We start from the raw sequence: 23,817 nt of genomic DNA, 5'->3' as shown, positions 1-23,817 counted from the left end.
AGCGAGACAAAATCCTTACTCCCGGCTGCGCTCGTCGACGAGCCGCGCGCCCGCGGCGTCGATCCGACAGACATCCGGGTCGTAGCCCGCGTCCGAGAGTCCGGTCCCGAGCGCGAAGACGGTACGGCCGAGCATCGCCATAGCGGCGCCGAGGTCGTCGGGCGACCCGGACGATTCGGGCGAGCCGCCGTCAGCGTCGACCGCCACGATCGCCTCGGCCGCCTCGGGGACGAGCAGGTCCGCCTCGCGGGCGAACCGCCGGGCCGCGTCCATCAGCGTCGGGAGTCGAGGGTCCGCGCGGAGGCGGTCCAAGGCGTCCTCGCCCGCCGCCGTGAGTGCGTCGGTGTCGCCGCCCAACACCGCCTCCGTCGACAGTTCGCCGAACGTGACGTACTCGACGCGCGCGGTCGCCGGGACGCCGTCGAGCTCGCCGACGCCGGGCGCGCCCGGTTCGAGCCGGACCGGGACCCCGCCGCGCGCCTGCGCGACCACGTCGCCGAGGCCGGTCCCGCGGCCGACCTCCGCGGCGTGGGCGATCCGGACGAGCTCGTTCTCGGACCGGCCGCGGTCGAACGCGTCGTTCGCGGCGAGCGCGGCCCCCAGCGCCGCGGCGCCCGAGACGCCGAAGCCGGCGCCGATCGGGAGGTCGGTCTCGACGGCCACGTCGGCGCCGCGCGCGCCCAGTTCGGCGAGGACGTCGTCGACCGCGCCGATCGATCCGGGCTCGCCGTCGATAGTGCGAGATCCGGGTCCGTCGCTCGCGGCGTCGCCGTCCGCGCCGCCGTCGCCGTCCGCGCCGTCGCCCGTCGCCGCACCGGTCTCGCCGTCCGCGCCGTCGCCCGTCGCCGCACCGGTCTCGCCGGCCGGCGCCGACACCCGGACGGTCACGCCGTCGGTGAGCGTCACGCCCGCGCCGCGCGAGCCGGCGACCGCCGGGTCGTCCGCGGGGTGCGCGCTGAAGAAGGCGGTGACGTGGCCCGGGACGAACGCGGTCGCCCGCTGGCTGCTCATGTGGCGGCCGACGAGCGGGCCGCGATTAACGGTTGTTATCCGGACCGAGTCGGTCGGGGAGGCGACCGCCGCGCGACGGCGACGACACCGCAGGCCTAAGTACCGGCCGGCCGAACCGCGGCCGTATGCGAAGCCAGTTGCGCCCCGTCCTCGCCGCCCTGCTCGCGCTGGTGTTCCCGGGGCTCGGCCACCTATCGTTGCGCCGATGGGGGCGGGCGCTGCTGTGGCACCTGACGATCGTCGGCGGCGGGGTCGCGCTGTTCACGCTGTACGACGTCGAACCGGTCGACCCCCTCGCCGACCCCGCGGCGGTGTCGGCCGCGGTCCCCACCGACGTGGCGCTCCCCATCGTCCTCCTGTCCGCGCTGTCGGCGCTCGACGCGTACCTCGTCGGGCGGGCGGACGCCGCCGAGCGCGACCGCATCGACGCCGCCACCGAGGCGATGCGGCGGCGGGCCGCGAACGCGGACGGCGACGACGGACCGGGAGGGGGTCGGTCCCCGCCGGCCGCGGCCGGCGACGGCGAGGACGGGGAGACGCTGGAGGTCACCTGTCCCAGCTGCGGCAAGGAGGTCGACGCCGACCTCGACTTCTGTCACTGGTGTACCGAACCCCTCCCGTGGGCCGAGTCGGACGACCGGTGACGCGGACGGCCCCACCGGTACCGGGACAGCGTCACCCGCGGTAGTTTCTCACCGCTGATAACTGAGAGCCAACTATCATATAACCCCGCCGAGAGGGTTCGGGTACGGACGCGAACGACGGACGGAAACATGAGTCTGAATCCACGACGATACGACGTACGGGAGCTGCGCCGGATCGCGGACGCCCCGCGAGACGGTGCGGACGGAGCGCCTCGGGAGCGGGCGCTCCGGCGGCCGAACCAGAACCGAGCCGAGCAGGCGGCGCGCTCGGCCGCGTTCACGGAGCTGCTCCAGCGTCAGCGTGGTGCGCGGCTGAACGGGGGCGGGACCGCGGATCGACCGTACCTGACGGCGATCCCGGCGTCGCCCGCGGCGGAACGCGAGATCGGCGAGTGGCTCGGCTACCTCGTCGACGTCGGCGGCCACGTGCGGAGCCGGGACGCGCTGTCCTACTACGGCGAGATCGACTGGGTCGGCGACGACGCGGTCGCGGCGCTTTCGCGCCGGCTGGAAGGGTTCGACGCCCCGACGCGCGACCGGCCGTTCACCCCCGCGGACCACCGGATCAGCCTCGTCTCCATCGTCCGGATCGCTTCGTGTGCGAGTGACCAATGAGCGACGACGAATCCACGGACATCAACGAATCGGACGAATCGGCGGCGGTCGGCGTGAAACTCGGCAGCACCCGGACGGTACTCGACATTCCCGACGGCCGGGGCGGCCGCGAGCGCCACTCGATACTGACCTGCCTCGCGACCTACGAGGACGCCATCACCGGCGAGGAGAAGGTGCTGTTCGGCGAGGAAGCCGCGGTGGAGTACCCCGACCGCGTGCGCTTCATGCTGCGCTCGGGCCTCCCCGAGGACGACGACAGCGTGGCGGACGCCGAGCGCTTCTTCGAGGCGGTCGTGGACGCCCACGACGTGCCCGAGGACAGCGCGGTCGTCTACGCGGTGCCGACCATCGACAACGAGGCGGGCGTCGAGAACCTCAAGTCGGTGATCGAGGGCTCCTCGATCGGGCAGGTCGAGACGCGGAGCTACCCCGAGTCGCTGTGCGGGGCGATCCCCGCCTACGGCGACGGGCTCGACGCGATCGACGAGGTGTTCGTCTCGGTGAACCTCGGCTCGACGACGATGGAGGCGTGCGCCTACCGGCGCGGCGAGCAGCTCTCGCCGTTCTCGACCGGCTCGGTGACCGGCAACGAGGTCGACCGCCGGATCGTCGCCGCCGTCGAGGAGGAGACCCAGGGCCGGGTCCACATCGACCGGACGACCGCCCGGGAGTACAAAGAGCAGCACGGCGACGTGTACGACTTCGAGCCGTTCACCGACGTGGTCCAGCAGCCGGGCGGCGGGAGCCACGAGTTCACCGTCGACCGCGGCGTCCAGGAGCCGATCGACCGCTACATCGACGAGGCGGTCGACGTCGTCGCCAACGAGTTCCTCCCCGAGCTCGCGAACGACCACATGAAGCCCTACCAGCTGGCGCTCGGGCGCCCGCTCGCCGTCACCGGCGGCATGGCGTGCATCCCCGGCCTCACCGAGGAGTTCGAGAAGCGCCTCAGCGAGGAGCTCGACCGCGAGGTCGAGGTCGTCTCGCCCGACGAGCCCGCGCTCGCGGCCGCTGACGGCGCGGCGCGCATCGCGGCGCGGCTCGTCTGAGCGGCGCGCGAGCGGTTCGGCGTTTTATTATTTTTAAATCCAACAGCGGCCGATCCGCGCTACGCATATCGGGATCGATGCGGTGGCGCGTGCCTGCGAGCGGCCGGCAGGCCGCGAGCAGCACCGCGCGAGGGAGTCGCTGGCGGCGCCAGCCGCCAGCGACGAGGCTGGGGAGGCGTGAGGTGCTGTGCGGTCGCGGTCGGGTGGGACTCAAAGGGGCAGTCGGGAGGCCGCAGTAGGCGACGTAAGCACCGCAGCGAGCGAAGCGAGCGAGGAGCGCAACGAGCGTACTGCGGCCTCCCGGCTGGGACTTTGGCGGTGGTCACCGCCGATCTGCTCGTAGTTATTTATAAGCGAACGGCTGGAACTTTGGAGGCGTTCTCCGCCGATCCACAATCAGCTATTTATAAACGACCGGCCGCCACGTTGGCGACGCTTACCCCCGATCCACTGCCCAGTATTTATACGTCGAAGAGGCGTTCGGCGTCGTCCGCCTGCCGGCGGTAGATGCCGCGGCCCTTCAGCCGCGGCACCTCGTGGCGGTGGAGCCGCTCCGCTTCGGCGTCGTACACGAGCGGGAAGACGTTCGTCCGCCGCTTCGCGACCGTGAACCCGTTCATCGCGGCGAGCAGCGACGCGTCGGGGTCCGAGGTCGCGAACGTCATGTAGCCGATCGGCGTCGGCGCCTCGCCGCCGTCCGCGCGTCCGGGTTGGGGGTCGATCCGGTCGGCGAGCACGTCGCGGAACGCCGCCGCGGTGTCCGCGAGCGTCTCAGCGTCGCTCCCGTCTCCCTCAGTTTCGTCCGCCTCGACGAGCGTCGCCAACACCGCCACGTCGCCGAGCGTGTCGTCCGTCTCGCGGGTCATCCACATGCGCTCGAACTCCTCCGCCCCCGCCTCGACCGCCTCGAAGCCGTGGTCGCGCCGGTTCGCCGCGACCGCGTCCCGGTAATCGCTGATCTCCATAGGACCCCCACGACCTACATGCTAAAAAATAACACACATGATCTGCGGGGGAGCGCCCCCGGCAGTAAGGCTATACGTGCGCCGGTGCTGTCGGACCCATGACACCGACGCGACGGCGCTACCTCCGCGGGGTCGGCGGCGCGAGCGCCGGCGGGCTGCTCGCGCTCGCCGGCTGTACGTCGACTCCCGACGGTAGCGACGGCAACGGCATCGACAGCGGCAACGGCACCGACGTCGGCGGCACGCGCCCCGAGGGAACCGGCGGGCCGGGCGTCTCGATCGTCTCCGTCGACGACGAGGTCGAGCTCCCGATTCGGCCGGCCGTCGAGATCGCTCGCGAGGCCGCGACGGAGGACCACCCGCCGCAGCTCCGCACGAGGCTGACGAACGCGGGCGACGAGCGGATTCGCGTCGGCGAGGGGCGGGCCGCGCACTTCGAGTACGTCTCCGACGCGGACGACGCGCTCGTGCTGCTCCCGGCGGGCGGCGAGTATCCCGCCGAACCCGGCTGCTGGCGGCTGACCGACACCATCGCGATCACCGAGGAGTACCGGACGTTCGCGCTCGACCCCGGCGAGTCCAGCGAGCGCCTCGTCGACCTGTACGCGACGCCCGGCGAGGACGCCTGCCTCCCGGTCGGCGAGTACCGGTTCGAGACGACGGTTTCCGTCGTGTCCGACGACGCCGAACCGCAGTCGTCGGCGACGTGGGGCTTCTCCGTCGTGCTGGAGTGAGCGGCGGTCGCCGGACCCCCGCCCGTCGGCCTCGCCGCGCGAAATACATACTGCTCTATAGCCCTCTTAGGAACGGTTAATCCGGCGCGCCGAGACGCACGAGTATGAACGACGACGTCGTCACGTTCGGGTTCGTCTGCGTCCAGAACGCCGGCCGCAGCCAGATGTCGGCGGCGTTCGCGGAGCGCGAGCGCCGCGAGCGCGGCCTCGACGACCGCGTCGAGATCGTGACCGGCGGGACGCACCCGGCCGACGAGGTCCACCCCGAGGTCGTGGAAGCGATGCGGGAACTCGACATCGACCTCGCCGACCGCGTCCCCCGGGAGGTTTCGACCGCCGAGCTCGACGCGTGCGACGTGGTCGCCACCATGGGATGTTCGACGCTGACGCTGGCCGACGGCGTCGAGGGGCGCGACTGGGCGCTCGACGACCCGCACGGGCAGGACGTCGAGCGCGTCCGCGAGATCCGCGACGAGATCGAAGGACGCGTCCGAGGTCTCTTCGACGAGTTCTTCGGCGAGGCGTAGGCGGCGGACAACGGACTCCGCGGTTTACTGGATCGCTGAAAAGTAGTCCCGGGCGGATTCGAACCGCCGTCAATGGCTGACTTCGGGTATCCGACGGGCGTTCTTACCGGAACGCCCAACAGCCGCGTTTGAGTCGCGGACGCGGACGGATTCCCTCCAAAGGCCATTATGATTGGCCACTACACCACGGGACTGCGACTCCGGCTAACCGGCGGGCACTCAAGTACGTTACTCTCCGCGGCGCGTCCAGAGACCGTCTCCCGACTACGCCCCCTCCTCGATCCGGTCGTACCGCTCCTCGAAGTTCTCCCGGCAGGAGCCGCAACAGAAGTGGTACAGCGTCCCGTCGATCCGGGCCGACTCCCCCTCGGCGGTGACCGTGTTGCCGCACTCGACGCAGTCGACCGCGAGGTCCGCGTCCCCGACCGCGGGCGACCACTCGTGGGCGTCGAGCGGGCGCACCGACAGCTCGGTTACGCTCTCTAACCCGACCGCCTCGTCGACGAGGTCGCGGGCGGTCCCCTCCTCGACGCGCGCGGCGACCGTCACCTCGCCGTCCGCGGTGAGGAACGCGTGCTCGACGCGCTCGTGGCCCGCGACCGCCTCGTGAACGCGTTCGGCGTCCGCGGGCGCGACCGAAAGCGTCGCGAGGACTCGCAGCCCGTCGGAGAGCGCGTCGCCGTCGATCTGGAGCGTGAACCCCTCGATCACGCCCACCTCGCGGAGCCGGTCCACGCGGTCGGACACCGCGGGCGCCGACAGGTCCACCCGCTCGGCGATATCGCTGTACGGCCGCCGCGCGTCGGCCAGCAGCAGCCGGATGATCTCTCGGTCCGTCTCGTCGAGCGTGCGCATGACCGGGCGTTCGACCGGCGCGGGCAAAAGCAGTCCGGCGATCGAAGGACGCGAAAACGATCCCGAGAACCGGTCGCCCACGGGGGCGACGGAAAGGCAGTTGTGCCCGCGGCGCAAACCGGCGCGCATGACGACGATAGACGTCGACGGCATGTCGTGTACTGGCTGCGAGGACAACGTGACCGACGCGCTCGGCGAGCTGCCGGGCGTCGAGTCCGCGAGCGCCGACCACGAGGCGGGCACCGCGACCGTCGAGGGCGACGTCGACGTCGACGCGGTCGTGGCCGCCATCGAGGAGGCCGGCTACGAAGCGTCCGCGTAAGCGAATCGCTGCCCCTTTTCCGCCCGAGCGCGCTCGCGGGGACATGGACACGGTACTGATCACCGGAAGCGCCGGCGGCGTCGGCGCGTGGACCGTCGACGCGCTCTCCGACGCGGGCCGCGAGGTGGTCGCCGTCGACCGCGAAACGCCGCCGACGGACGACCGCCGAGACGACGTCGACTACGTGGCGGCGGACCTCACCGACTACGGCGAGACGCGGCAGGTGGTCGACGCCGCCGCGCCCGACGCGGTCGTTCACCTCGCCGCGATCCCGCACCCCGAGGACCACGCCGGCTCGCGGGTGTTCGCGAACAACGTCGAGAGCGCGTACAACGTCTTCGACGCGGCCGGCGCCGCTGGCGCCCGCATCGTTTGGGCGTCGAGCGAGAGCCTCTACGGCACCGTCTTCGCCGAAGACGACTGGCTCCCCGACAGCCTCCCGATCGACGAGGAGACGCCGACCGAACCCGAGGACCCGTACGGGCTCTCGAAGGTCGTCGGCGAGGAGGTCGCGGCCGCCGCCGCCCGCCGGCATGGCGTCCCCGCAGTCTCGCTGCGCCTCTCGTGGGTCACGTTCCCGGGCGACGAGCGGCGCCGCGAGGCCCGGGAGACGTTCGACCCCGCGACCGCGGAGCCGAGCGGCAACTGCTGGTCCTCCGTCGACGTGCGCGACGTTGTCTCCGCGATCGAGGCCGCGATCGACCCCGAGACCGAGGTCGACGGCCACGAGGCGGTGCTGATCGTCTCTGCGGAGAATTTCCTCGGCCGCGACACCGCCGCGACGATCGAGGCGGTTCACGGCGACCGCCCCGCCGACTGCGACCTCGACGGCGACGAGTCCGTCTTCGACTGCTCGAAGGCGAAGCGGCTGCTCGGGTGGGAGCCGGCACACTCGTGGCGCGACGAGGTCGAAACGGACGGCGAGAGCGACTAAAGTAGGGGTCGAGGTCGCGGTCGCGACCGGGGGTCAGACCTCCTCGTCCCGTTCGTCCGAGTCCTCCGCGTCGGCGTCGGTCGGACGTGAGTCCGTGTCCCAGACGTCCCCTTCGTTCGGTACGTCGACATCGGGGGCGTCGAGGTCGGCGGCGTCGACCCCGCGGTCCGGCGAGTCGCCGTCCTCGGCGGGAGCCGAGGGGCTCGCGGCCGAGTCCGGACTCGCCGCCGCCGTCGGGCCGGGGTCCGCGTCGGTGACCGCATCGGCGTCGGCGGGGCCCTCTCCGTCCCCCTCGACCGCCGGCGCGGGCGGGCGGTAGGTGTAGACGAACTCGCCGGAGACGGCGTGGAACGCGCCGGTCTCGGGGTCCTCCACGACGCCGGTGTCGTTGTCGATCGCGAAGTCGACGAGGTCCCGCAGCGACCCCGCTTCGGCGGTCGGCCGCTCGTGGACCGACGCCGGGAGCCGGAACGTCGTGATCCACTCGGCGAACTCCGAGCGGTCGTCGCGGTAGGAGAGGTACTCCCGCTCCGCGTCGGTGAGCGCGAGGTCGTACTCCCGCGTCGCGTACCCGATCCCGCCGGCGCCGACGAGGCCGACGAGCAGGAGGAGCGGCCCGCCGAACGAGCGGAGCACGCCGTACTCCCGCTCCACGGTCATCTGCTCGGTCCGCTCAGTCGTGTCGGACTGGACGCCGGGCTCGTCGACGGAGTACGTGTCGCCGCCGTGGGTGATCGTCATGTCGAGCGTCTGCGTCGACGCCGTCGGGACGCCGCCGATCGACCCGTCGACGGCCACGTCGGTCGTGACGAACGTCTCCGTCTCGCCGGGCGAGGCGCCGAGCTCCTCCTCGATCGACGCCACCCGCCCGTCTATCGCGGTGCTGTTGAGCGCGAACGAGGCGTTCACCGTCTCGCCGGGCGAGACGCCGGAGACGGTCTCCGACGCGAGCGGCTCCGTCTCGCGCCAGTAGACGGTCCCCTCCTCGCCGACGTTGCGGATCACGAGCGTGGAGCCGACCTCGACGGTGACGTTCTCGGCGGTCGACGCCGCGTAGCTCGTCGCCACGTCCACGTCGAGCTCCGGCGCGATCCGCGTGAAGTACGTGTCGCGCCCGTCGAGCTCCGTGCCGGTCTCGAAGACGGCGTTCGGCTCCGTCACCGTCGCGCTGTGGCGGTACTCGCTCTCGACGGTGAGAGACGAAACCGTCCGGCTCTCCGTCTCCGTGCCGGGGTCGACGTGCGTCGTGTACGCGAGCCCCGCCCCGACCGCGACGAGGAGGAGACAGACGACGAGGATCGCGGTGGACTGTGCGTTCAGGACGGCGCGGAGCCGGAGTCGACGTTCGTTGGGAGCGTCTTCGGACATGTGTTACCTGTAGAACTCGCGGAGGAGTCGCTTGTAGAGCGGGGGGCGCTCCCGGGAGCCGCGCGACCGGATCCGGGCGGGCTCGCCGCGCAACAGCAGCAGCCCGATCGAGACGATTCCGCCGCCGAGCAGGCCGTTTATCGCGACGAGCGGCGCCCACGGGTGGACCCCGTACAGCTCGTCGACGATGCCGGGCGGCAGCACGGCGAGGTAGCGGTGTTCGACGACGAACAGGCGGTAGTACCCCGTCTCGTCGGGCGCCGACAGCGTCACCGTCGTCGACGCCTCGCCGCGACTGCCGACCGAGAGCCGCTGCGGGTCGACGTCGACACCCGGGCTCGCCGGCGTGACGTACGCGTACACGGGGACCAGCCCGGCGTTGGGGACGACGTACTCGAGCTCCTGGCTCGTGCCGCTCTCGATGACGGTCGGGTTCTCCGACTCGAACTCGGCGCTCACGACGCCGTACTCCTGTGTCCCGGCGGGGACGACCATCGCGGCCGTCGCGGTGGCCATCAACACGAGCGCCAGCACGCCGAGGATCGCGAACACAGAGGTGCCATCGTCGCGCGACCGGTCCCGGGAGTCGCGGTCGCGCGTGCCGGCGTTGAGGTACCAGTCGACCGCGTAGGCGACGACCGACAGCCCGAAGACGATGTACGCGAGCCCCTGCGTCCCCTGGAACGAGCGGACGCCGAACGTCACCGCGAGCCACGTCTGGACGGACTGGAGCGCGGACTGGAACCCCATCGCGACGGTGCCCAAGTGCGGTATCACGACGACGCCGCCGCCGACCTGAAGCGCCTTCGCGACGATGTCGGCGTCTTGGACGATCGGTTCACCCCCGTCCTGGTCGGTGAAGGGGTTGTTGTCGCCGCGGGTGACGTACCCGCGCTCGGTCTCCTCGACGACGCGGTGGGTCGTCAGGCCGCCGCCCTGGATCTCTTGGGCGTCGAACGTCACGACGTCTCCCGGGCCGATCCCGCCCGCGATCTGCGCGGGGATCGCCACGAACCCGTCGCCGGGGGAGAGCGTCGGCTGCATGCTCCCGGTCTCGACGTAGCTGAGGAGTATCGGCTGTCCGAGGAACTGGCCGACGACGAGCGAGACGACGACCAGCACCGCGGCCGCCTGAAGGGCCACGGACAGCGTTCGTTTGATGGACATGGTGTCGGTCTCTGGTCGGGGGCAGTCTCGGATCGAAGGCGGTCTCGGCGCAGCGGCGATCTCGGGGCGCCGGCGATCTCGGGGCGGCTCCCGCCGCGAAGCGGTTCCTGTCGTCAGAGCGTCAGGTAGCCGTCGATCGCTGAACGGCGGCGTGTCCTAATAAGTTCGTGGGTGGAGGCGAGTCCGGACGGTTGCGGACGGCCTTATTCGTCGAAGACGCCGCCCGCAAGCAGCGCGAACGGGCCGATGAAGCCCAGACAGAACCCGAGCAGGTGGACGTAGAGGTTCACGACGCTGTCGGCGCCCGCGGGGTCGGACGGGAACCCGACGACGGGGTAGCCGACGGCGACCGCCGCACCGACGGCGAGTAGGTCACCGTAGCCGGGGCGCGAGGCGATCGACTTCGCGTGCGCCCGGAGCGACCGCGGGAGCCGCACCCCGCTGCTGGCCGCGTACAGCAGCGCGAGGAGCGCGCCCGCGACGCCGATCGACAGCCCCGCCAGCCCGATTCCCTCCGTCGAGACGGGCAGCGCGAGGAGCGCGATCCACCCGACGAGCGCGAAGAAGACCGCCGGTAGCGCGGCGACGGAGGCCCCGGGCGCGAACTGCTCGCGGGCGTAGTAGTACCACACGATGGGAAGCAGGCCGGCCAGCGCCATGTTGACCCCGGAGAAGCCGAAGCCGATCGCGTTCCGCGGGACCGCGAGGTTCAGCGCGGACAGCGCGAAGGGGAAGGCTGCGAGGTAGGTGACGAACGCCGTGAAGAAGAGGCGCCGGCGCCCGCTCAGGACCGCGAGCGCGTAGTCGGTCCCGGCGAGCAGCCCGTACCCGGCGAGGTTCCCGAGCAGGTGGTCGGCGCCGAGGTGGACGTAGTGCGCCGTGAACGCCGACAGCAGCGTGGGGTCGGTGTACGCGAACGCGAGCGACCGGCGGGTCACTCGGGGGAGCGCGAACACAGCGACGAGGACTGTCGGCGGGAGGCAGAGCGCGACGAGGTCGATAAGGCGAGTGCGGGCGGATAGCTCGTCGAGGAACGCCGCGTACCCCGAGCGAGCGCGCGCGTCGCGGTCGCGGACGGCGCCGTCGCTCCCGTCCCTGCCCGGGGCCGAACGGTCAGTCTCCGACGAGAGGTCGCTCACGGGAATCACTTCCGCGACGCTCGGTTAATCTCTGTGGTCCCGGGATCCAACGGCGATACCCGTCGACCGGCGTCCGCGCCACCGACGCGAGCGGGTGTCACGACCGCGGCATCCGCCGCACGAGCGCGACGCTCGCCAAGGCGATGACGAGGAACACGGCGAGTCCGACGAGGTTCGACGGGCCGATCCCGCTCGGCTCCTCGGTGGGCGGATCGGACGCGTCGCCGTCGGGCGCCGCCGTGCCACCGTCGTCCGTTCCTCCCTCGACGGACGCGGTGTCGTCCTCGTCGCCGTCACCGGCCGGGTCGCCGACCGCGAGCGTCCCCGCCGAGGCGTCGTCGACCGCGATGTCGTACTCGCCGGGGTCGTCGAACGCCGGTTCGAACGCGACGGCCGCGCTCTCTCCGGGGTCGAGTTCGACCCGCTGCGTCGCGAGCGGCTCGCCGTCCGCGGTGAGCGTCACGTCGCGCGCGCCGTCGTCGCGCCCCTCGTTCGCGACCGTTGCGCGGACGACGGCCGACTCGCCGGCGTCGACGGCCTCGCGGTCGAGCGAGGCGTCGGTCGCGCGGATGCGGGCCCGGTCGGTCGCCACGGCGAACACCGAGAACTCGTCGGTCGACGCCGTGACGTGGACCCGGTCCTCGGGCAGGTCGAGCAGGCGGCGGACGGCCGGGTCGACGCGCTCCGTCTCCAGCCGTTCCCAGCCGCCGGGCGCCGACTCGGACCGGCGGTACAGCGAGATGTCGTCGGGGTCGCCGCCCGTCTCGTTGAGGTAGTCGCGGTCGACGCTCATAGAGAACCGGACGCGAGACACCTCATCGCCGGCGAACGAGTGGTCGAACTCGAAGTAGCCGTTCGGCGCCGCGCCCCGGGTGTCGTTCAGCGGCCCCGCCGACGGGAACGGGTCCGGTCGCCCGACCGTCTCGAAGTTGACGTCGCGGCCGTTCTCGCTCGTGATCCGCACGCGGTCGAGGGTGACGTCGCCACCTGCGATCTCCATCGCGCCCGCGTCGAACGTGACGCCGTCGCCCGGAGAGAGCTCGCGGCCCTCGAACTCTCGGCGGTCGGGCTCGGGGCGACGAACGGTCGTCGCGGCGCCGCCGTCGGCGTCCTCCTCCTCGCCGTCCGCGTTCGACGACATCGACTCCGGTTCCGCGACCTCGGCGCGGATGTCGAAGTCGTCCCCGCCCAGCTGCGTGCCGGCGACGGCGCCGCGCGCGTCCACTTCGAGCCCGATCGCGACCGTCTCGTCGGGACCGAGCGTGACATTGTTCGCCTCGCCCTCGATCGACTCGCCGTCGGCGACGAAGGTGACGTTCTCCTCGGGGTGTTCGATCCACACGCGGGCGTACTCGTCGGCGCTGTAGGTGATCGTGAACACGCCCTCGGCCGAGGCGAGGGTTCCCGGGTTGACCCCCTCGAAGTCGCTCGGGAGCTTCGGGTTCGACCCCGAGACGTCGACGACGATCTCGTCGTCGTCGTTCAGGTACGCGTAGGCGCCGTTGGGGCCGTCCACGGGGTGAACGGCGAGGCGCTCCTCCGCGAACGTGTCCCCCGGCCCGTCGACCACCGCTGCCCCCGTCGCGAAGGCGAGGCCTCCCGCGGACGCGACGAGGACAGCGAGGAGGAGGGTCCGGCGGACGGTAGACATGTATATCGGGTCGACCCTTGCGGCCGGAAGCCCTTGGTTATGCGGTGCTTGAAGTTCCGAAGGGGTTCGTCAACGTGTCCGAGAGCCGCGCGGGACCGCGGAGTCACCGCCCCAAAAAAGTGATTCGGAATGTGATAATTTCATATATCGAATCGCGATCAAATAGGTTGTTCGTCAGTTGAGATGCCGAAGGAATCACTCAAACCCCGCAGAACAGGCGTATCAGGCCCATTCGCGGAGACGATCGTGAACGCAAATAAACGTTGTCGAGTTATCACAACCTGTGGTTTTATGTTGGTGTGTTCATATTTGTCTGACGTAAATGGCGTCGGCACAGCAGATCGAGACGGGAGGGGCAGAGCCGGCGGCGGAGATCTCCGAAGACGATCTGTTCGACGTTCTGGCCAACCAGCGGCGGCGGTTCGCGGTACACCTGCTGAAACGCGAGCCGGACGACGCGGTCGAGATCGGCGAGATGGCGGAGCAGATCGCGGCCTGGGAGAACGGGATCGACACCGCCGAGATATCGAGCAGCGAGCGGAAGCGAGTGTACACGGCGCTCCAGCAGTCGCACCTGCCGAAGATGGACGAGGCGGGGGTCGTGGAGTTCAACAAGGCGCGCGGGGTCGTCGAGCCGACGCCGGCGCTGACCGACGTGGACGTGTACTTAGACGTCGTTGAGGGCCGAGAGATACCGTGGAGCGAGTACTACCTCGGGCTCTCCGGCGTGGCCGCCGCGCTCGTCTCGGCGGTGTGGGTGGGCGTGTGGCCCTTCACGCTCCTCCCCGAGATGGCGTGGACGCTGGCGATCGTCGTCGCGTTCGCGTTCTCGGCGCTGGCGCACAAGTACTACACCGCGGAGATGGAGGTCGGCCGCGGCGAGGAGCCGCCCGAAGTGGGCGACAAGTGAGCGACCGGGGACCGGAGCGGAGCGCGGGCGACCGAGGTCCCGCGGTCGGCAGCAAAAAAGGGGTTCAGGCCAATGTCACGGGCGTTCAAGCGGTCCGATACCCGCTTCCGACGGCTCATAACCTTAAGTACGCGACACGTGTTGTCAACCAGTAAGCCAGTGTCGGACCCACGCACACCATGAAACGACGCAACCTCATCCTCCTGCTCGGCGGCGCAAGTTCCGGGGCGATGAGCGTCGGGACCGGCGCGTTCAGCAGTATGGAGGCGGAGCGGAACGTGTCGGTCAACGTGGAGGACGACGAGGACGCGTACATTCGGTACGAGACGCCAAGCGATGGCAAAACCGTCGAAGACGGTGAACAGGTCACGCTCGTTCGCGTTCGAAATCAGTTTGGTGGCAGCCAGGACCTCGCTCTCGTCGGCGTCGAGTACGAGTACGAAGACGAGGACAGAGAGGATGATGTACTGCGGAACGTCGCTGTCGAGCGCTACGATAGCCCGGCGGCTCCCGACGAAACGCTCAGCGACGAGGACTTCACCGACGTCGACGAGGACCACGTAGCGATCGAGCGCGGGTCGACAAACGGTAACTACCCGGGCGCGAACGACGACGACGCGTTCGGACCTGGCGAGTGGGTTCGGATCGTCGCGGATGCGTACGTTCCACCTGGTGACAGCCTAGACATCGAAGTGACGATCACGATTGAGGGCGTTGAAAGAGGTATTAGCGCACAGCTGTTCGGTGAGACGCGGGCATTCACCCTCACAGGAGCTGAAGATGTGTCTGCGTCCGAGACGCCGACTGTCGATTTTAAAGGGAATAGCGATAACGCGAAGTTGAAGGGAACCGAATCCGAGATCCCCACTCGGGTTTGGTATCGCGACGTGTCTACAGGACTCGAACACGATACACCGAATCTCTCGAACGGGCAGATACGAAACCAACTTTTCAGCGGCAGTAACAAGAACGGAAAACGGATCGTCGCTGTGTCGCTTACTGATTTAAATCATACGTATGTTCGAGAGGGTGACGGCTTGAATCCGGGTAGTTCGGAATGTTATGACGGCGTGCCGGAAACAGAAAGCGAATTCAACTCGGACACGCTCTCTGCTTGCGATTAAGCCGCCTGACGCAGTATATCTAGCACGAAAGGTTATATTAGGTACATACCGTCAACCGCGTCGCTGTCTATAGTATACATAGTCAAACTACTCAGATAGCGCAGGTTTGCTATCGTGTCGTACGGTTACAGGGTTAGCTCACGGTCAGATCATTCCGTGTATTGAACGGCAAGAACCGTGTTCAGGGCGGCCCAGAATCGTTATAGGCCCGTCCAGAGCCGATTCAGCGTCCTCCAGCAAATCTTCTGCTGACTCATAACGATATGGGATACGCCCCATGGGTGTAGTAGAGCGACCCAGGGTGACACGGGATGTCTCGTGTTCCCGGACGTGGGTCGTGTGCGGACACAACGAGGTTACACAACTATGGCAAAACGACGTAAGTTCCTCGCCGGTCTGGGCGCATTGGCAAGTGGAAGCGCAGCTGCAGTTGGTACGGGGGCATTTACTACCGCTTCAGCTGAACGTCAGGTGGAGATTCGGGTTGCCTCTGACAGCAGTGGTTACATTGGCCTCTTCGATACGGAAAGCCCTTACTCGTCGGTCAATAACGGACAAATTACACTAGACTTTAGCGAGATCGAAGGTAGGGGCGAGGGCGCAGGGATTGGAACATTTGATGAGGGGAAAGGACTGAATCCTAACTCCACCTATGCTTTTGATGACCTTTTCAGAGTCGTTGAGCGGGAATATGGCGGACAACTCCGCATGGTAATTACCACCTCTGGGTTCAATCTTGAGAACTTGGAGATCACTTCGAATCAGGGTGAGTCACTCTTAGCAGAGGATTACAGCGACCCGGCAAATACCCCTCGCGTGGATGCGGATGATGGGTCACTCACGGCCAATATGACGATAGAGACCAAAGGCTCGACCGACAGCGATGCTGGCGGTACTATAACCCTCCATGCTGCGCCTGGGGCAGAGTATGAAGGGGATAACAGCTTCACCGAGTTGTTCGAGTAGCGGAAAACGTCGTTGGATAATTTTTCGATCTTAGTCCCCCTGATAAGGGCGATTTCAGTCTCGGTCCCAAATGTTTGTATAGAATGTATACATTGCATACACCATGGGAACGATTTCCACTCGCGTCCCCGAGGACCTCGAAGCCGAACTCGAGGAATACCTCGAATCGGAACGGCTCGACCGGAGCACGGCGGTCAGGAAACTCCTTTCAGAGGGGCTCGACGAGTGGCGTCGAGAACGCGCAGTCGACCGGTTCGCGGACGGCGAGGTCTCGCTCGCGAGGGCCGCCGACCTGACGGACCTGTCGGTCTGGGAGTTCGCACGGCTGATCGAGGAGTCCGACCGCGCGTGGGTCTCGGGCGACCATCTTGAGGCTGATCTCGACGACCTGTGACTTGGATCTTCGACACGACCCCGCTGATCTACCTCGCGAAGGCTGAACGGGTGGAGATCATCGAGACGGTTTCGGCCCCGCGGCTCGTCCCCGAACGAGTGTACCGCGAGGTCGTGACCGAGGGGATCGAGGGGGGATACGACGACGCGCGCCGGATCGAGCGGGCGGTCGAGGACAGAGGCCTCGACGTCGTCGAGGTCGACTTTGACGGCTCCACGGTCGCGACGCGGCTGGAGCGCCACTCGGGGCTGAGCGACGCCGACATCGCGGCCCTCGCGTGTGCCGACGCGCGCGACGGCGTTGCGGTGATGGACGAGGCCGCGGGGCGTTCGGCGGCAGCGGTCGAGGGCGTCGAGACGCGCGGGACCGCGTACGTCGTCCTCTTGGCGGTGAAGCGCGGGAAGTTGTCGGCCGAGGCAGGACGCGAGGCGATCGACGCGATGATCGACCGCGGCTGGTACGTCGCGCCGGACGTGTACATGAAGATCGTCCGGAAGCTGGAGTCGTTCGAGTAACGACTATTACGGGTCGTGAGAGAAGCCTCGGTATGGTATCGCCCCTCCCGCTATCAGAGGAACAAAAGGAACGAATGCGGCGCGGCCGAGTCAGTTCCGGGGTCGCGACCGACGAGTCGGACATCGATGAGATACTCTACGGCTGAGTTCGGGCGTCGATCTACTCCTCGCTGTTATTTTCCTCGTCGGTCTCACCTTCGGCCCGCAACGTCTCGTCCGCGAACTCCCGAATCGCCTGCTTCTCCTCGACGCTCACGTCGACCGCCTGCGCGCTCTCGATCTGGCCGTTCACGACCGCGTTCTGCTGTGGGCCCCACACCTCCGGCGGCTGCGCTTTGATGTATTCGGCCCACCGGATTACCTGTTCGTAACGGGGCGGTCGCTCGGGACCGTCGTCGGCTCCGGCCGAGCCTTCTTCAGGCGTTCGTGAGTCGCTCATAGCGGCCTTCGACGTCGAGTTGTTCGACCCACGTTTCGAGTCGGCTGCGGGAAAGCGTTTCTTCGAAAAACCCTCCGTCCCGGCTCAGAACAGCCCGGGAACGAGGACGTAGCTCAGGAGCATCCCGAACAGCCCGGCGAACAGCGCGAACAGCGCCATCGGGACGATCGCCTTGCGGAGCAGGTCGCCCTCGCGGCCGGTGATTCCGACGACGCCGCAGATCGCGGCGACGTTCAGCACGGAGACCATGTTGCCGAGGCCGCCGCCGACGTTCTGGAGGCTGACGACGATCGTCCGCGAGAGCCCGACCGTCTCGGCGGCGTTGTACTGGAGCACGCTGAAGAGGATGTTCGAGGAGGTGTTGCTCCCGGTCATGAAGGAGCCGATGGCGCCGATCCACGGCGAGATCATCGGGAGCAGGCCGCCCGCGCCGATCGCGAGCGCCCGACTGAGCGCCTCCATCATGCCGAGGAGGCCCGCGGTGTTCGTCTGCGACTGGATCATCACCTGCGTCATCGACACGGCGATGATCAGCGTGAGCGCGGCGGGCGCGACCTGCTCGACCGAGCGCCGCCACGCGGCGCCCATCTCGTCGAGGTCCATCTTGTGGAGGAGCCCGGTGAGGACGGCGATGGGGATGAACGGCATCGTCCCCGGGAGGTAGAGGTACTGGAGCGTGTAGCCGAGCTCCGTGCCGAGGATCGAGTCGATGCTGACGGAGAAGCTCTGGATCCACGCGAGCACCTCGGTGCCGGCGACGGTGAGGTCCGGCCACCGCGTGACGAGCAGCGCGACCGCGACGAGCAGGTACGGCGTCCACGCCAGCAGCACCGACATCTCCTTTTTCGGCTGGTCGCGGGAGATCTCGTCGAGCTCAAGCCCCCCGAGCCAGGTGTCGCTCCACTGGGAGTCGCTCGGGAAGTCCCACTCGCGGTCGGGGACGAGGATGTTGTTGTTCGCGAGCAGGAGCCCGACGCCGAGGACGACGAACCCGGCCGCGATGTCGGGGAGCGCGGGCCCGACGACCCACGCGATCGCCAGCTGCGTCCCGCCGGTGACGACGCCGAGCAGGAGCGCGAACGGGGCGATCGGGAGCGTGTCGCGGACGGCGCCGCCGAGGTTCCGGCCCCCGTCGGCGTCGCCGAACCAGTACGTGAGGAAGAACACGCCGAGCAGGCCCCAGAACACGTACGTCACCCCCGTGACGACCCCGGACCACGCGGAAACCATCGAGAGGAACTCGCCGACGCTCACCGAGCCCGACAGCGCCGGTTCGATGACCGCGCCGGTCCCGCCGATGACCGGCGTTCCGGCCGCGCCGAACGGCGGGTTCGGCGCGTTGAAGAAGAGGCCGAACACCGCGGCGGCCAGCGGCGGGAAGCCGAGGCCGATGAACAGCGGCGCGGCGAGCGCGCCCGGCGTCCCGAACCCGGCCGCGCCCTCGATGATGGTCATGAAGCCGAGGCCGATGAGCAGCACCTGAATGCGCCTGTCCTCCTCGATCTGCCCGAAGTACCACCGGATGGTGGCGATGGCGCCGCTCCCCTCGAGGTAGTTCATCAGGAGGATGGCACCGAAGACGATGAGGATGATGTCGACCGCCTGGAACGCGCCGTAGACGGCCGACGCGATCAGCCAGTCGAGCTCCATGCGCCAGTACGTGAGTCCGATTCCGCCCGCGAGCAGCCACCCGACTCCCATCGCGCGGGCGGCGGACCACCTGAGTCCGGCGAGCAGGACGAACGCGACGGCAATCGGAACCACGCCGACAAACGCCAGGGTGAGGACACTTGTCATAGGTATCTTCTTTGGGCGTACGTTTCCGTCCTACAACTGGCTATATGTAATTTTCTTTTTGACTGAGATTATCCACGGCGATCGGGACACCGGAACGCGGTGTGCCGCGTGATCAGTGACAAGTCAATTCGGCGCTTCAACGCCGCGGCGAGGAGCGTCACCTCCGCCGGGTACAGGTGGGCTTATGTGTCCCCCGACCGGATCCGCGATTATGGACGACCACTCGCACGAGCCCGACCCGGACAAGCGCGTGACCGCACCGATGCAGGAGTTCGGCAGCCGCGAGGTCGGTATCGGCGCGGCCGTCACGCTCGTCGGCCTGCTGATCGCGTACGCGGTTCCGTTCCTCGCGACGTTCTGAGCCGCCGCTCGGCGACTTTTGAATCGGACGGCGCCATTGAGATACCCAGCAGCTGGTAAATTTCCTCATCAGTACAGAGGTAGCGGCGAGCGATAGCGGGAGTGAGTATCGCAGATCGCCGGCCGCGATGTCGTATTTAAATAACCGTGAGCGGCGGCGACGAGTGCTTATAAAAAAGGGGTGCGGTGGCGCGTGCCGACGAGCGCCCGGAGGGCGGGAGTCGCACGCGCGAGGGACGCCGCGAACGCCCGCAGGGCGTGAGCGGCGAGGTTGGGGAGGCGTGAGGTGCGGTCGCTGTGTGGGGCGGGACTCAAAGGGGCAGCCGTGAGGGCGTCGTAGGCGACGTAAGCACCGCAGGAACGAGCGAAGCGAGTGACGAGGAGCGCAGCGAGCGTACGACGCCCTCACGGCTGGGGCTTTGGAGACACTCGCCGCGGTGGCGTCAGTCACTTATAAACAGCCGACAGCAACACCGCTATCCGCGTTATAAATGGCCTCACTCACGACGTACTACACCTACTCCCGCACTCGATCAAGAAGCACCGTTCAGCGAACAGCTGGTTCAGACGGTAATATGTCTGAAAAATAGGTGACAACCGAGCCAATCGTGCCCGACATCCCTACCGCGACGCGCTTACCGGGGGTACCAAGCGAGCGGGTGGTCCGCGGTGAGTTCCAAGGAGACCGGCTCGTCGAGGTCGAACTCCTCGACGTGGTTGTGGAGGCAGTGGACCGCCTCGCCGGAGTCGAGTTCGACCCGGTAGACGAAGGAAGGGCCGACGTACTGCCGCGAGGTGACGACGCCGTCGGCGAGCTCGGGGCTCGCGGGCGTCGCGCGGAGGTCGTCGGGCCGGACGAGCACGTCGACGGGCGCCCCGTCGTAGACGGTGTCGTACCCCTCCAGCGTCACGGCGTCGAAGCGCCCGATGCCGGTGTCGACCTTCCCGTCGCGGAGCTCGCCTTCGAGGAACGAGGCCCGCCCGAGGAAGGAGGCGACGAATTTCGACTCGGGGCGCTCGAAGACGGACTCGGGGCGGCCCACCTGTTCGATTTTCCCGTCGTTCATCACGGCGACGCGGTCGGAGATGGAGAGCGCCTCCTCCTGGTCGTGGGTGACCGAGACCGCGGTGACGCCGGCCGCCTTCAGGATGCGGCGCACCTCCTCGCGCATCTCCACGCGGAGGCGCACGTCGAGGTTCGAGAACGGCTCGTCGAGGAGGAGCACCTCGGGCTCGGGCGCCAGCGAACGAGCGAGCGCGACGCGCTGTTTCTGCCCGCCGGAGAGCTGGTCGGGCGTCTTCTCGCCGTGGTCGGTCATCTCGACCAGCTCCAGCAGCTCGTCGACGCGGGCCTCGCTTTCCTCCGCGTCGGCGTCGCCGAGCCCGAACGCGATGTTCTCGCGGACGGTGAGGTGGGGGAATAAGGCGAAGTTCTGGAAGACGATGCCCACGTCGCGCCGCTCCGGCGGGACGAACGACCCGTCGCCGGCGACCACCTCGTCGCCGAGCGCGATCTCCCCTTCCGTGGGCTCTTCGAGGCCCGCGATGGTGCGCAGCGTCGTCGTCTTGCCGCACCCGGAGGGGCCGAGGAACGTCAGCAGTTCGCCGGAGCGAACGTCGAGCGAGACGTCGTCGACGGCGGTCTCGGGCCCGAACGCCTTCGTGACGTCCGACAGCGACAGGACGGGGTCCGCGCCGGCGCTCGACTCGTCGTCGGAGGCGGCGCTCGCCCGGTGTTCGACCGCCGAGTCCTCCGAGCCCTCGGCCGTCGCGTCGTCCGACTCGGCCGAGCGCGTCGTGCCGACTGGTTCCGTGGATGCCATCGATGGGGGGCGGGCGCCGGGCGGACCGGCGTCCCGCGGTTGCCACCTCATACTTTAGGAGTACCTAAAAGCGTATCGCTCGCTCTCGCGGCATCGAAATCGGGAGATCGTGGGCGGCCGGCGTGTGCGGCTCGCCGCTCGCCGGCCGCGTCGCGCCGGTTCAGGCGAGTTCGCGTTCGATCACGTCGCGGCGGTCGCGGACCGCATCGGCCGAGAGCGCGACCGACTCGTCGCCGACGGTGAGCGAGAGTGCCCCGTCCGTCGTCACGTCGCCGAGGCGGAAGACGGGGAGGTCGCCGACCGCGGCCGCGACCGCCTCGGGATCGGTCGTCTGGACGAGCAGGCGTCCGGGCGTCTCGTCGAAGGCCGCGACGCGGTCCGGAAGGGTCGTGTCGACGCCGGCGTCGTCGGTGATCAGCTCGGCGAGCGCGACCGCGAGCCCCCCCTCGCTCACGTCGTGGGCCGCGAGCGTCGACTCGTGGCGGGCGGCCGCCGCGAGCGACGCGACGAGGCCGCCGAGGTCGTCGGCGGCGCCGGACTCGTCGGGCAGCGTCGGGAACCGGTCGCTCCCGCCGGCGTGCGCGAGGTACTCGGAGCCGCCGAGCGCGTCGCCCCCGGCGCCGACGAGCAGCAGTTCGGAGTCGGCCGCGCGGTCGGCGTCGAGCGCGGCGGGCGGCGCGTCGTACCCCCGCGTCGTGCCCAGCACCGCGAGCGTCGGCGTCGGCGGGATCGGCCCCTCGACGCTGTCGTTGTACAGCGAGACGTTGCCGCCGACGACGGGCGTGTCGAGCGCGGCGCAGGCGTCCGCGAGGCCGTCGACGATCCCCTCGAAGGCGCCGTACACGTCCGGCTTCTCCGGGTTGCCGCCGTTGAGGCAGTCGACCGCGGCGAGCGGGACCGCGCCGGTCGCGGCGAGGTTCGTCGCGTTCTCCACGGCGACCGCGCGGGCGCCTTCGTACGGCGCGACCGCGGTCCACTTCGGGTTCGCACCGGAGGCGAGCGCGAGGCCGACGCCGTCGGCGGAGTCGTCGCTACCGGCGTCGTCCGCTCCGCCGCCGTCTTCCGGCTCCGTCTCTCGGATCGCCAGCAGCGCGGCGTCGTCGCCTGGCTTCACGGCCGTGCGCGTCCCGACCTCGTGGTCGTACTGGCGGTACACCCAGCGCTTGCTCGCGGTCGAGGGGGCCGAGAGGACGGCCGCGACCGCCTCGTCGAGCGGGGGCTCGTCGTCGGGCAGATCCCTGTCGGGCTCGCTCGGCGGCTCGCTCGCGAGGTCGTTCATCGGCGCGCCGTCGGCGAGGAACTCGGCGGGCGCGTCGACGACGACCTCGCGGTCGGCCGGGTCGGCGTCCGCGTCGCCCGCGAACTCGCAGACGTAGTTCCCGTCGGTCACCTCGCCGATGACGGAGCAGCCGAGGTCGAACCGCTCGGCGAGGGCGGCGACGCGGTCGACGTCGTCCGGATCGACCTCGTAGCACATCCGCTCCTGGCTCTCGGCGAGCAGGATCTCCATCGCGTTCATGTTCGGCTCGCGCTGGTGGACGCGGTCGAGGTCGATCCGGGCGCCGAGCCCGCCCTTCGCGACGAGCTCGGAGGAGGCGCCGCCGAGGCCGGCCGCGCCGAGGTCACGGGCGGAGAGCACGAGGTCCTCGTCCACGAGCGCCTCGTTACACTCGATCAGCCGCTTCTCGGCGTAGGGGTCGCCGACCTGAACCGCCGGGCGGTCCTCGGTCTCTGCGTCCTCCGCGAGGTCCTCGCTCGCGAAGGAGGCGCCGCCGAGCCCGTCGCGACCGGTGCCGTTGCCGACGAGGACCAGCTTGTTGCCCGGCTCCTGTGCGGTGGCTGTGACCAGTCGGTCCTCGTTCGTTAGGCCGACGCAGGCGACGTTGACCAGGGGGTTGCCCTCGTAGCCGCCGTGGAAGGCGACGCTGCCGCCGACCGTGGGAACGCCGATACAGTTGCCGTAGTGGGAGATGCCCTCGACGACGCCCTCGAAGAGGTAGCGGGAGCGCTCGCGGTCGAAGCCGCCGAAGTACAGCGAGTCGAGGAGGCCGATCGGGTACGCGCCCATGCTCATCGTGTCGCGGACGATGCCGCCGACGCCCGTCGCTGCGCCGTCGAACGGGTCGACGAAGGAGGGGTGGTTGTGGCTCTCGACGCCGAACGTGACGTAGGTGTCGCCGTAGTCGTCGGCGTCGCGCTCGGCCGCGGGGGCGTCGGCCGCGTCGGGCTCGGGCAGCGCGAGGACCGCGGCGTCGTCGCCGGGGCCGACCACGACCTGGTCGCCCTCGCTGTCGAACGCCGACAGCAGGGGCCGCGAGGAGCGGTACGCGCAGTGCTCGCTCCAGAGGTTCTCGAACAGCGCGGCCTCGGCCGCCGTCGGCTCCCGACCGAGCTCCGCGGTCACGAGCTCGTGGTCCGCATCGGACAGACTCATTCACTTACGTGGTTACCGAGCCGGTTCTAATGCTTTTCTATACGCACGTTCGTGTGTATTCGGCGACCGCGACG

Annotated in this window: 24 protein-coding genes and 1 tRNA gene; 13 read left to right on the top strand and 12 right to left on the bottom strand. The window is 69.0% G+C overall.

The features are described from left to right. Positions 1-15: 15 nt before the first annotated feature. Positions 16-1,011 carry a pantoate kinase gene (locus B378_RS0103540; RefSeq protein ID WP_017342446.1) on the bottom strand — a complete coding sequence of 332 codons (996 nt, stop codon included), beginning with the start codon at positions 1,009-1,011 and terminating at the stop codon, positions 16-18. Positions 1,012-1,136: 125 nt separating this feature from the next. Between B378_RS0103540 and B378_RS0103535 the strand changes: the two genes are divergently transcribed. The 3 genes from B378_RS0103535 to B378_RS0103525 all read left to right on the top strand — a co-directional run bounded on the left by B378_RS0103535 (position 1,137) and on the right by B378_RS0103525 (position 3,319). Beyond that, positions 1,137-1,655 (top strand): zinc ribbon domain-containing protein, encoded by a 519-nt coding sequence (locus B378_RS0103535; RefSeq protein WP_017342445.1) that lies wholly within the window; start codon positions 1,137-1,139, stop codon positions 1,653-1,655. 129 nt (positions 1,656-1,784) lie between these two features. Next, positions 1,785-2,270, top strand: coding sequence for a FlaD/FlaE family flagellar protein (locus B378_RS0103530; protein ID WP_017342444.1), 486 nt, complete (start codon positions 1,785-1,787; stop codon positions 2,268-2,270). Continuing rightward, entirely contained in the window at positions 2,267-3,319 is a 1,053-nt protein-coding gene (locus B378_RS0103525; protein ID WP_017342443.1) for a cell division FtsA domain-containing protein, read from the top strand. Before B378_RS0103530 ends, B378_RS0103525 begins: the two co-directional genes overlap by 4 nt. Positions 3,320-3,780: 461 nt before the next feature. On the opposite strand, the gene B378_RS0103520 is transcribed toward B378_RS0103525, so the two are convergent. After that, positions 3,781-4,284, bottom strand: coding sequence for a hypothetical protein (locus B378_RS0103520; RefSeq protein WP_017342442.1), 504 nt, complete (start codon positions 4,282-4,284; stop codon positions 3,781-3,783). A gap of 98 nt (positions 4,285-4,382) precedes the next feature. Here B378_RS0103520 and B378_RS0103515 point away from each other — a divergent pair, with 98 nt between their 5' ends. Beyond that, positions 4,383-5,018, top strand: coding sequence for a hypothetical protein (locus tag B378_RS0103515; protein WP_017342441.1), 636 nt, complete (start codon positions 4,383-4,385; stop codon positions 5,016-5,018). 104 nt (positions 5,019-5,122) lie between these two features. Continuing rightward, on the top strand, positions 5,123-5,545 hold the full coding sequence (locus B378_RS0103510; RefSeq protein WP_017342440.1) for a low molecular weight phosphatase family protein: 423 nt from the start codon (positions 5,123-5,125) through the stop codon (positions 5,543-5,545). A gap of 43 nt (positions 5,546-5,588) precedes the next feature. Here the strand turns inward: B378_RS0103510 and B378_RS0103505 are convergent. Together B378_RS0103505 and B378_RS0103500 are read right to left on the bottom strand one after the other, a co-directional pair. After that, positions 5,589-5,739: transfer RNA gene (locus B378_RS0103505), tRNA-Gln, on the bottom strand. A 70-nt stretch (positions 5,740-5,809) separates the two neighbouring features. Further along, the gene (locus B378_RS0103500; RefSeq protein ID WP_017342439.1) at positions 5,810-6,400 is read right to left on the bottom strand and encodes an AsnC family transcriptional regulator; all 591 of its coding nucleotides are present in this window, start codon (positions 6,398-6,400) and stop codon (positions 5,810-5,812) included. Positions 6,401-6,527: 127 nt separating this feature from the next. On the opposite strand from B378_RS0103500, the gene B378_RS0103495 reads away from it, so the two are divergent. Together B378_RS0103495 and B378_RS0103490 are read left to right on the top strand one after the other, a co-directional pair. Continuing rightward, positions 6,528-6,722, top strand: coding sequence for a heavy-metal-associated domain-containing protein (locus tag B378_RS0103495; protein ID WP_017342438.1), 195 nt, complete (start codon positions 6,528-6,530; stop codon positions 6,720-6,722). 43 nt (positions 6,723-6,765) lie between these two features. Next, positions 6,766-7,656 (top strand): NAD(P)-dependent oxidoreductase, encoded by an 891-nt coding sequence (locus tag B378_RS0103490; protein ID WP_017342437.1) that lies wholly within the window; start codon positions 6,766-6,768, stop codon positions 7,654-7,656. 33 nt (positions 7,657-7,689) lie between these two features. On the opposite strand, the gene B378_RS0103485 is transcribed toward B378_RS0103490, so the two are convergent. The 4 genes from B378_RS0103485 to B378_RS0103470 form a co-directional block, all read right to left on the bottom strand. Then, positions 7,690-9,024 (bottom strand): DUF5305 domain-containing protein, encoded by a 1,335-nt coding sequence (locus B378_RS0103485; RefSeq protein ID WP_017342436.1) that lies wholly within the window; start codon positions 9,022-9,024, stop codon positions 7,690-7,692. A 3-nt stretch (positions 9,025-9,027) separates the two neighbouring features. Continuing rightward, positions 9,028-10,191, bottom strand: a complete 1,164-nt coding sequence (locus B378_RS0103480) for a signal peptidase I (RefSeq protein ID WP_017342435.1) — start codon at positions 10,189-10,191, stop codon at positions 9,028-9,030. Between the two features lie 203 nt (positions 10,192-10,394). After that, entirely contained in the window at positions 10,395-11,330 is a 936-nt protein-coding gene (locus B378_RS0103475; protein ID WP_017342434.1) for a hypothetical protein, read from the bottom strand. Between the two features lie 97 nt (positions 11,331-11,427). After that, positions 11,428-12,981 carry a CARDB domain-containing protein gene (locus tag B378_RS0103470; RefSeq protein WP_020480111.1) on the bottom strand — a complete coding sequence of 518 codons (1,554 nt, stop codon included), beginning with the start codon at positions 12,979-12,981 and terminating at the stop codon, positions 11,428-11,430. Positions 12,982-13,303: 322 nt separating this feature from the next. On the opposite strand from B378_RS0103470, the gene B378_RS0103465 reads away from it, so the two are divergent. From B378_RS0103465 to B378_RS0103445, 5 genes are all read left to right on the top strand, one after another. After that, positions 13,304-13,891 (top strand): hypothetical protein, encoded by a 588-nt coding sequence (locus B378_RS0103465; protein ID WP_017342433.1) that lies wholly within the window; start codon positions 13,304-13,306, stop codon positions 13,889-13,891. A gap of 179 nt (positions 13,892-14,070) precedes the next feature. Then, entirely contained in the window at positions 14,071-15,015 is a 945-nt protein-coding gene (locus B378_RS0103460; RefSeq protein ID WP_017342432.1) for a hypothetical protein, read from the top strand. 366 nt (positions 15,016-15,381) lie between these two features. Beyond that, positions 15,382-15,981, top strand: coding sequence for a DUF1102 domain-containing protein (locus B378_RS16290; protein ID WP_082224234.1), 600 nt, complete (start codon positions 15,382-15,384; stop codon positions 15,979-15,981). Positions 15,982-16,084: 103 nt separating this feature from the next. Further along, the gene (locus tag B378_RS0103450; RefSeq protein ID WP_017342430.1) at positions 16,085-16,375 is read left to right on the top strand and encodes a UPF0175 family protein; all 291 of its coding nucleotides are present in this window, start codon (positions 16,085-16,087) and stop codon (positions 16,373-16,375) included. Next, complete coding sequence (locus B378_RS0103445; protein WP_017342429.1) at positions 16,372-16,890, top strand: DUF3368 domain-containing protein; 519 nt, start codon at positions 16,372-16,374, stop codon at positions 16,888-16,890. Before B378_RS0103450 ends, B378_RS0103445 begins: the two co-directional genes overlap by 4 nt. A gap of 160 nt (positions 16,891-17,050) precedes the next feature. Here the strand turns inward: B378_RS0103445 and B378_RS0103440 are convergent, their stop codons facing one another. Beyond that, positions 17,051-17,329, bottom strand: coding sequence for a hypothetical protein (locus tag B378_RS0103440; RefSeq protein WP_026046167.1), 279 nt, complete (start codon positions 17,327-17,329; stop codon positions 17,051-17,053). A gap of 84 nt (positions 17,330-17,413) precedes the next feature. Next, a complete protein-coding gene (locus tag B378_RS0103435) occupies positions 17,414-19,126 on the bottom strand; it encodes an L-lactate permease (protein ID WP_026046166.1) in 1,713 nt (570 codons plus the stop codon). Positions 19,127-19,337: 211 nt separating this feature from the next. On the opposite strand from B378_RS0103435, the gene B378_RS16995 reads away from it, so the two are divergent. Next, positions 19,338-19,487 (top strand): hypothetical protein, encoded by a 150-nt coding sequence (locus B378_RS16995; protein WP_004595158.1) that lies wholly within the window; start codon positions 19,338-19,340, stop codon positions 19,485-19,487. Between the two features lie 634 nt (positions 19,488-20,121). Here the strand turns inward: B378_RS16995 and B378_RS0103425 are convergent. Together B378_RS0103425 and purL are read right to left on the bottom strand one after the other, a co-directional pair. After that, positions 20,122-21,309, bottom strand: coding sequence for an ABC transporter ATP-binding protein (locus B378_RS0103425; protein WP_017342425.1), 1,188 nt, complete (start codon positions 21,307-21,309; stop codon positions 20,122-20,124). Positions 21,310-21,469: 160 nt separating this feature from the next. Then, entirely contained in the window at positions 21,470-23,743 is a 2,274-nt protein-coding gene (purL, locus tag B378_RS0103420) for a phosphoribosylformylglycinamidine synthase subunit PurL (protein WP_017342424.1), read from the bottom strand. Positions 23,744-23,817 lie beyond the last annotated feature (74 nt).

This window comes from Halorubrum sp. T3 (genome assembly GCF_000296615.1).
Lineage (GTDB): Archaea > Halobacteriota > Halobacteria > Halobacteriales > Haloferacaceae > Halorubrum > Halorubrum ruber.
The sequence above is the reverse complement of the archived record's forward strand: the minus strand, read 5'-3'. Positions and strand labels throughout refer to the sequence as shown.

What these genes read in the sequence shown, in the direction of transcription:
- B378_RS0103510 (WP_017342440.1), top strand. Translation starts at nt 5,123, where the DNA reads ATGAACGACGACGTCGTCACGTTCGGGTTCGTCTGCGTCCAGAACGCC.
- B378_RS0103500 (WP_017342439.1), bottom strand. Translation starts at nt 6,400, where the DNA reads ATGCGCACGCTCGACGAGACGGACCGAGAGATCATCCGGCTGCTGCTG.
- B378_RS0103515 (WP_017342441.1), top strand. Translation starts at nt 4,383, where the DNA reads ATGACACCGACGCGACGGCGCTACCTCCGCGGGGTCGGCGGCGCGAGC.
- B378_RS0103450 (WP_017342430.1), top strand. Translation starts at nt 16,085, where the DNA reads ATGGGAACGATTTCCACTCGCGTCCCCGAGGACCTCGAAGCCGAACTC.
- B378_RS0103480 (WP_017342435.1), bottom strand. Translation starts at nt 10,191, where the DNA reads ATGTCCATCAAACGAACGCTGTCCGTGGCCCTTCAGGCGGCCGCGGTG.
- B378_RS0103530 (WP_017342444.1), top strand. Translation starts at nt 1,785, where the DNA reads ATGAGTCTGAATCCACGACGATACGACGTACGGGAGCTGCGCCGGATC.
- B378_RS0103520 (WP_017342442.1), bottom strand. Translation starts at nt 4,284, where the DNA reads ATGGAGATCAGCGATTACCGGGACGCGGTCGCGGCGAACCGGCGCGAC.
- B378_RS0103525 (WP_017342443.1), top strand. Translation starts at nt 2,267, where the DNA reads ATGAGCGACGACGAATCCACGGACATCAACGAATCGGACGAATCGGCG.
- B378_RS16995 (WP_004595158.1), top strand. Translation starts at nt 19,338, where the DNA reads ATGGACGACCACTCGCACGAGCCCGACCCGGACAAGCGCGTGACCGCA.
- B378_RS0103540 (WP_017342446.1), bottom strand. Translation starts at nt 1,011, where the DNA reads ATGAGCAGCCAGCGGGCGACCGCGTTCGTCCCGGGCCACGTCACCGCC.
- B378_RS16290 (WP_082224234.1), top strand. Translation starts at nt 15,382, where the DNA reads ATGGCAAAACGACGTAAGTTCCTCGCCGGTCTGGGCGCATTGGCAAGT.
- B378_RS0103440 (WP_026046167.1), bottom strand. Translation starts at nt 17,329, where the DNA reads ATGAGCGACTCACGAACGCCTGAAGAAGGCTCGGCCGGAGCCGACGAC.
- B378_RS0103485 (WP_017342436.1), bottom strand. Translation starts at nt 9,024, where the DNA reads ATGTCCGAAGACGCTCCCAACGAACGTCGACTCCGGCTCCGCGCCGTC.
- B378_RS0103425 (WP_017342425.1), bottom strand. Translation starts at nt 21,309, where the DNA reads ATGGCATCCACGGAACCAGTCGGCACGACGCGCTCGGCCGAGTCGGAC.
- B378_RS0103470 (WP_020480111.1), bottom strand. Translation starts at nt 12,981, where the DNA reads ATGTCTACCGTCCGCCGGACCCTCCTCCTCGCTGTCCTCGTCGCGTCC.
- B378_RS0103465 (WP_017342433.1), top strand. Translation starts at nt 13,304, where the DNA reads ATGGCGTCGGCACAGCAGATCGAGACGGGAGGGGCAGAGCCGGCGGCG.
- B378_RS0103435 (WP_026046166.1), bottom strand. Translation starts at nt 19,126, where the DNA reads ATGACAAGTGTCCTCACCCTGGCGTTTGTCGGCGTGGTTCCGATTGCC.
- B378_RS0103495 (WP_017342438.1), top strand. Translation starts at nt 6,528, where the DNA reads ATGACGACGATAGACGTCGACGGCATGTCGTGTACTGGCTGCGAGGAC.
- B378_RS0103490 (WP_017342437.1), top strand. Translation starts at nt 6,766, where the DNA reads ATGGACACGGTACTGATCACCGGAAGCGCCGGCGGCGTCGGCGCGTGG.
- B378_RS0103460 (WP_017342432.1), top strand. Translation starts at nt 14,071, where the DNA reads ATGAAACGACGCAACCTCATCCTCCTGCTCGGCGGCGCAAGTTCCGGG.
- B378_RS0103535 (WP_017342445.1), top strand. Translation starts at nt 1,137, where the DNA reads ATGCGAAGCCAGTTGCGCCCCGTCCTCGCCGCCCTGCTCGCGCTGGTG.
- purL (WP_017342424.1), bottom strand. Translation starts at nt 23,743, where the DNA reads ATGAGTCTGTCCGATGCGGACCACGAGCTCGTGACCGCGGAGCTCGGT.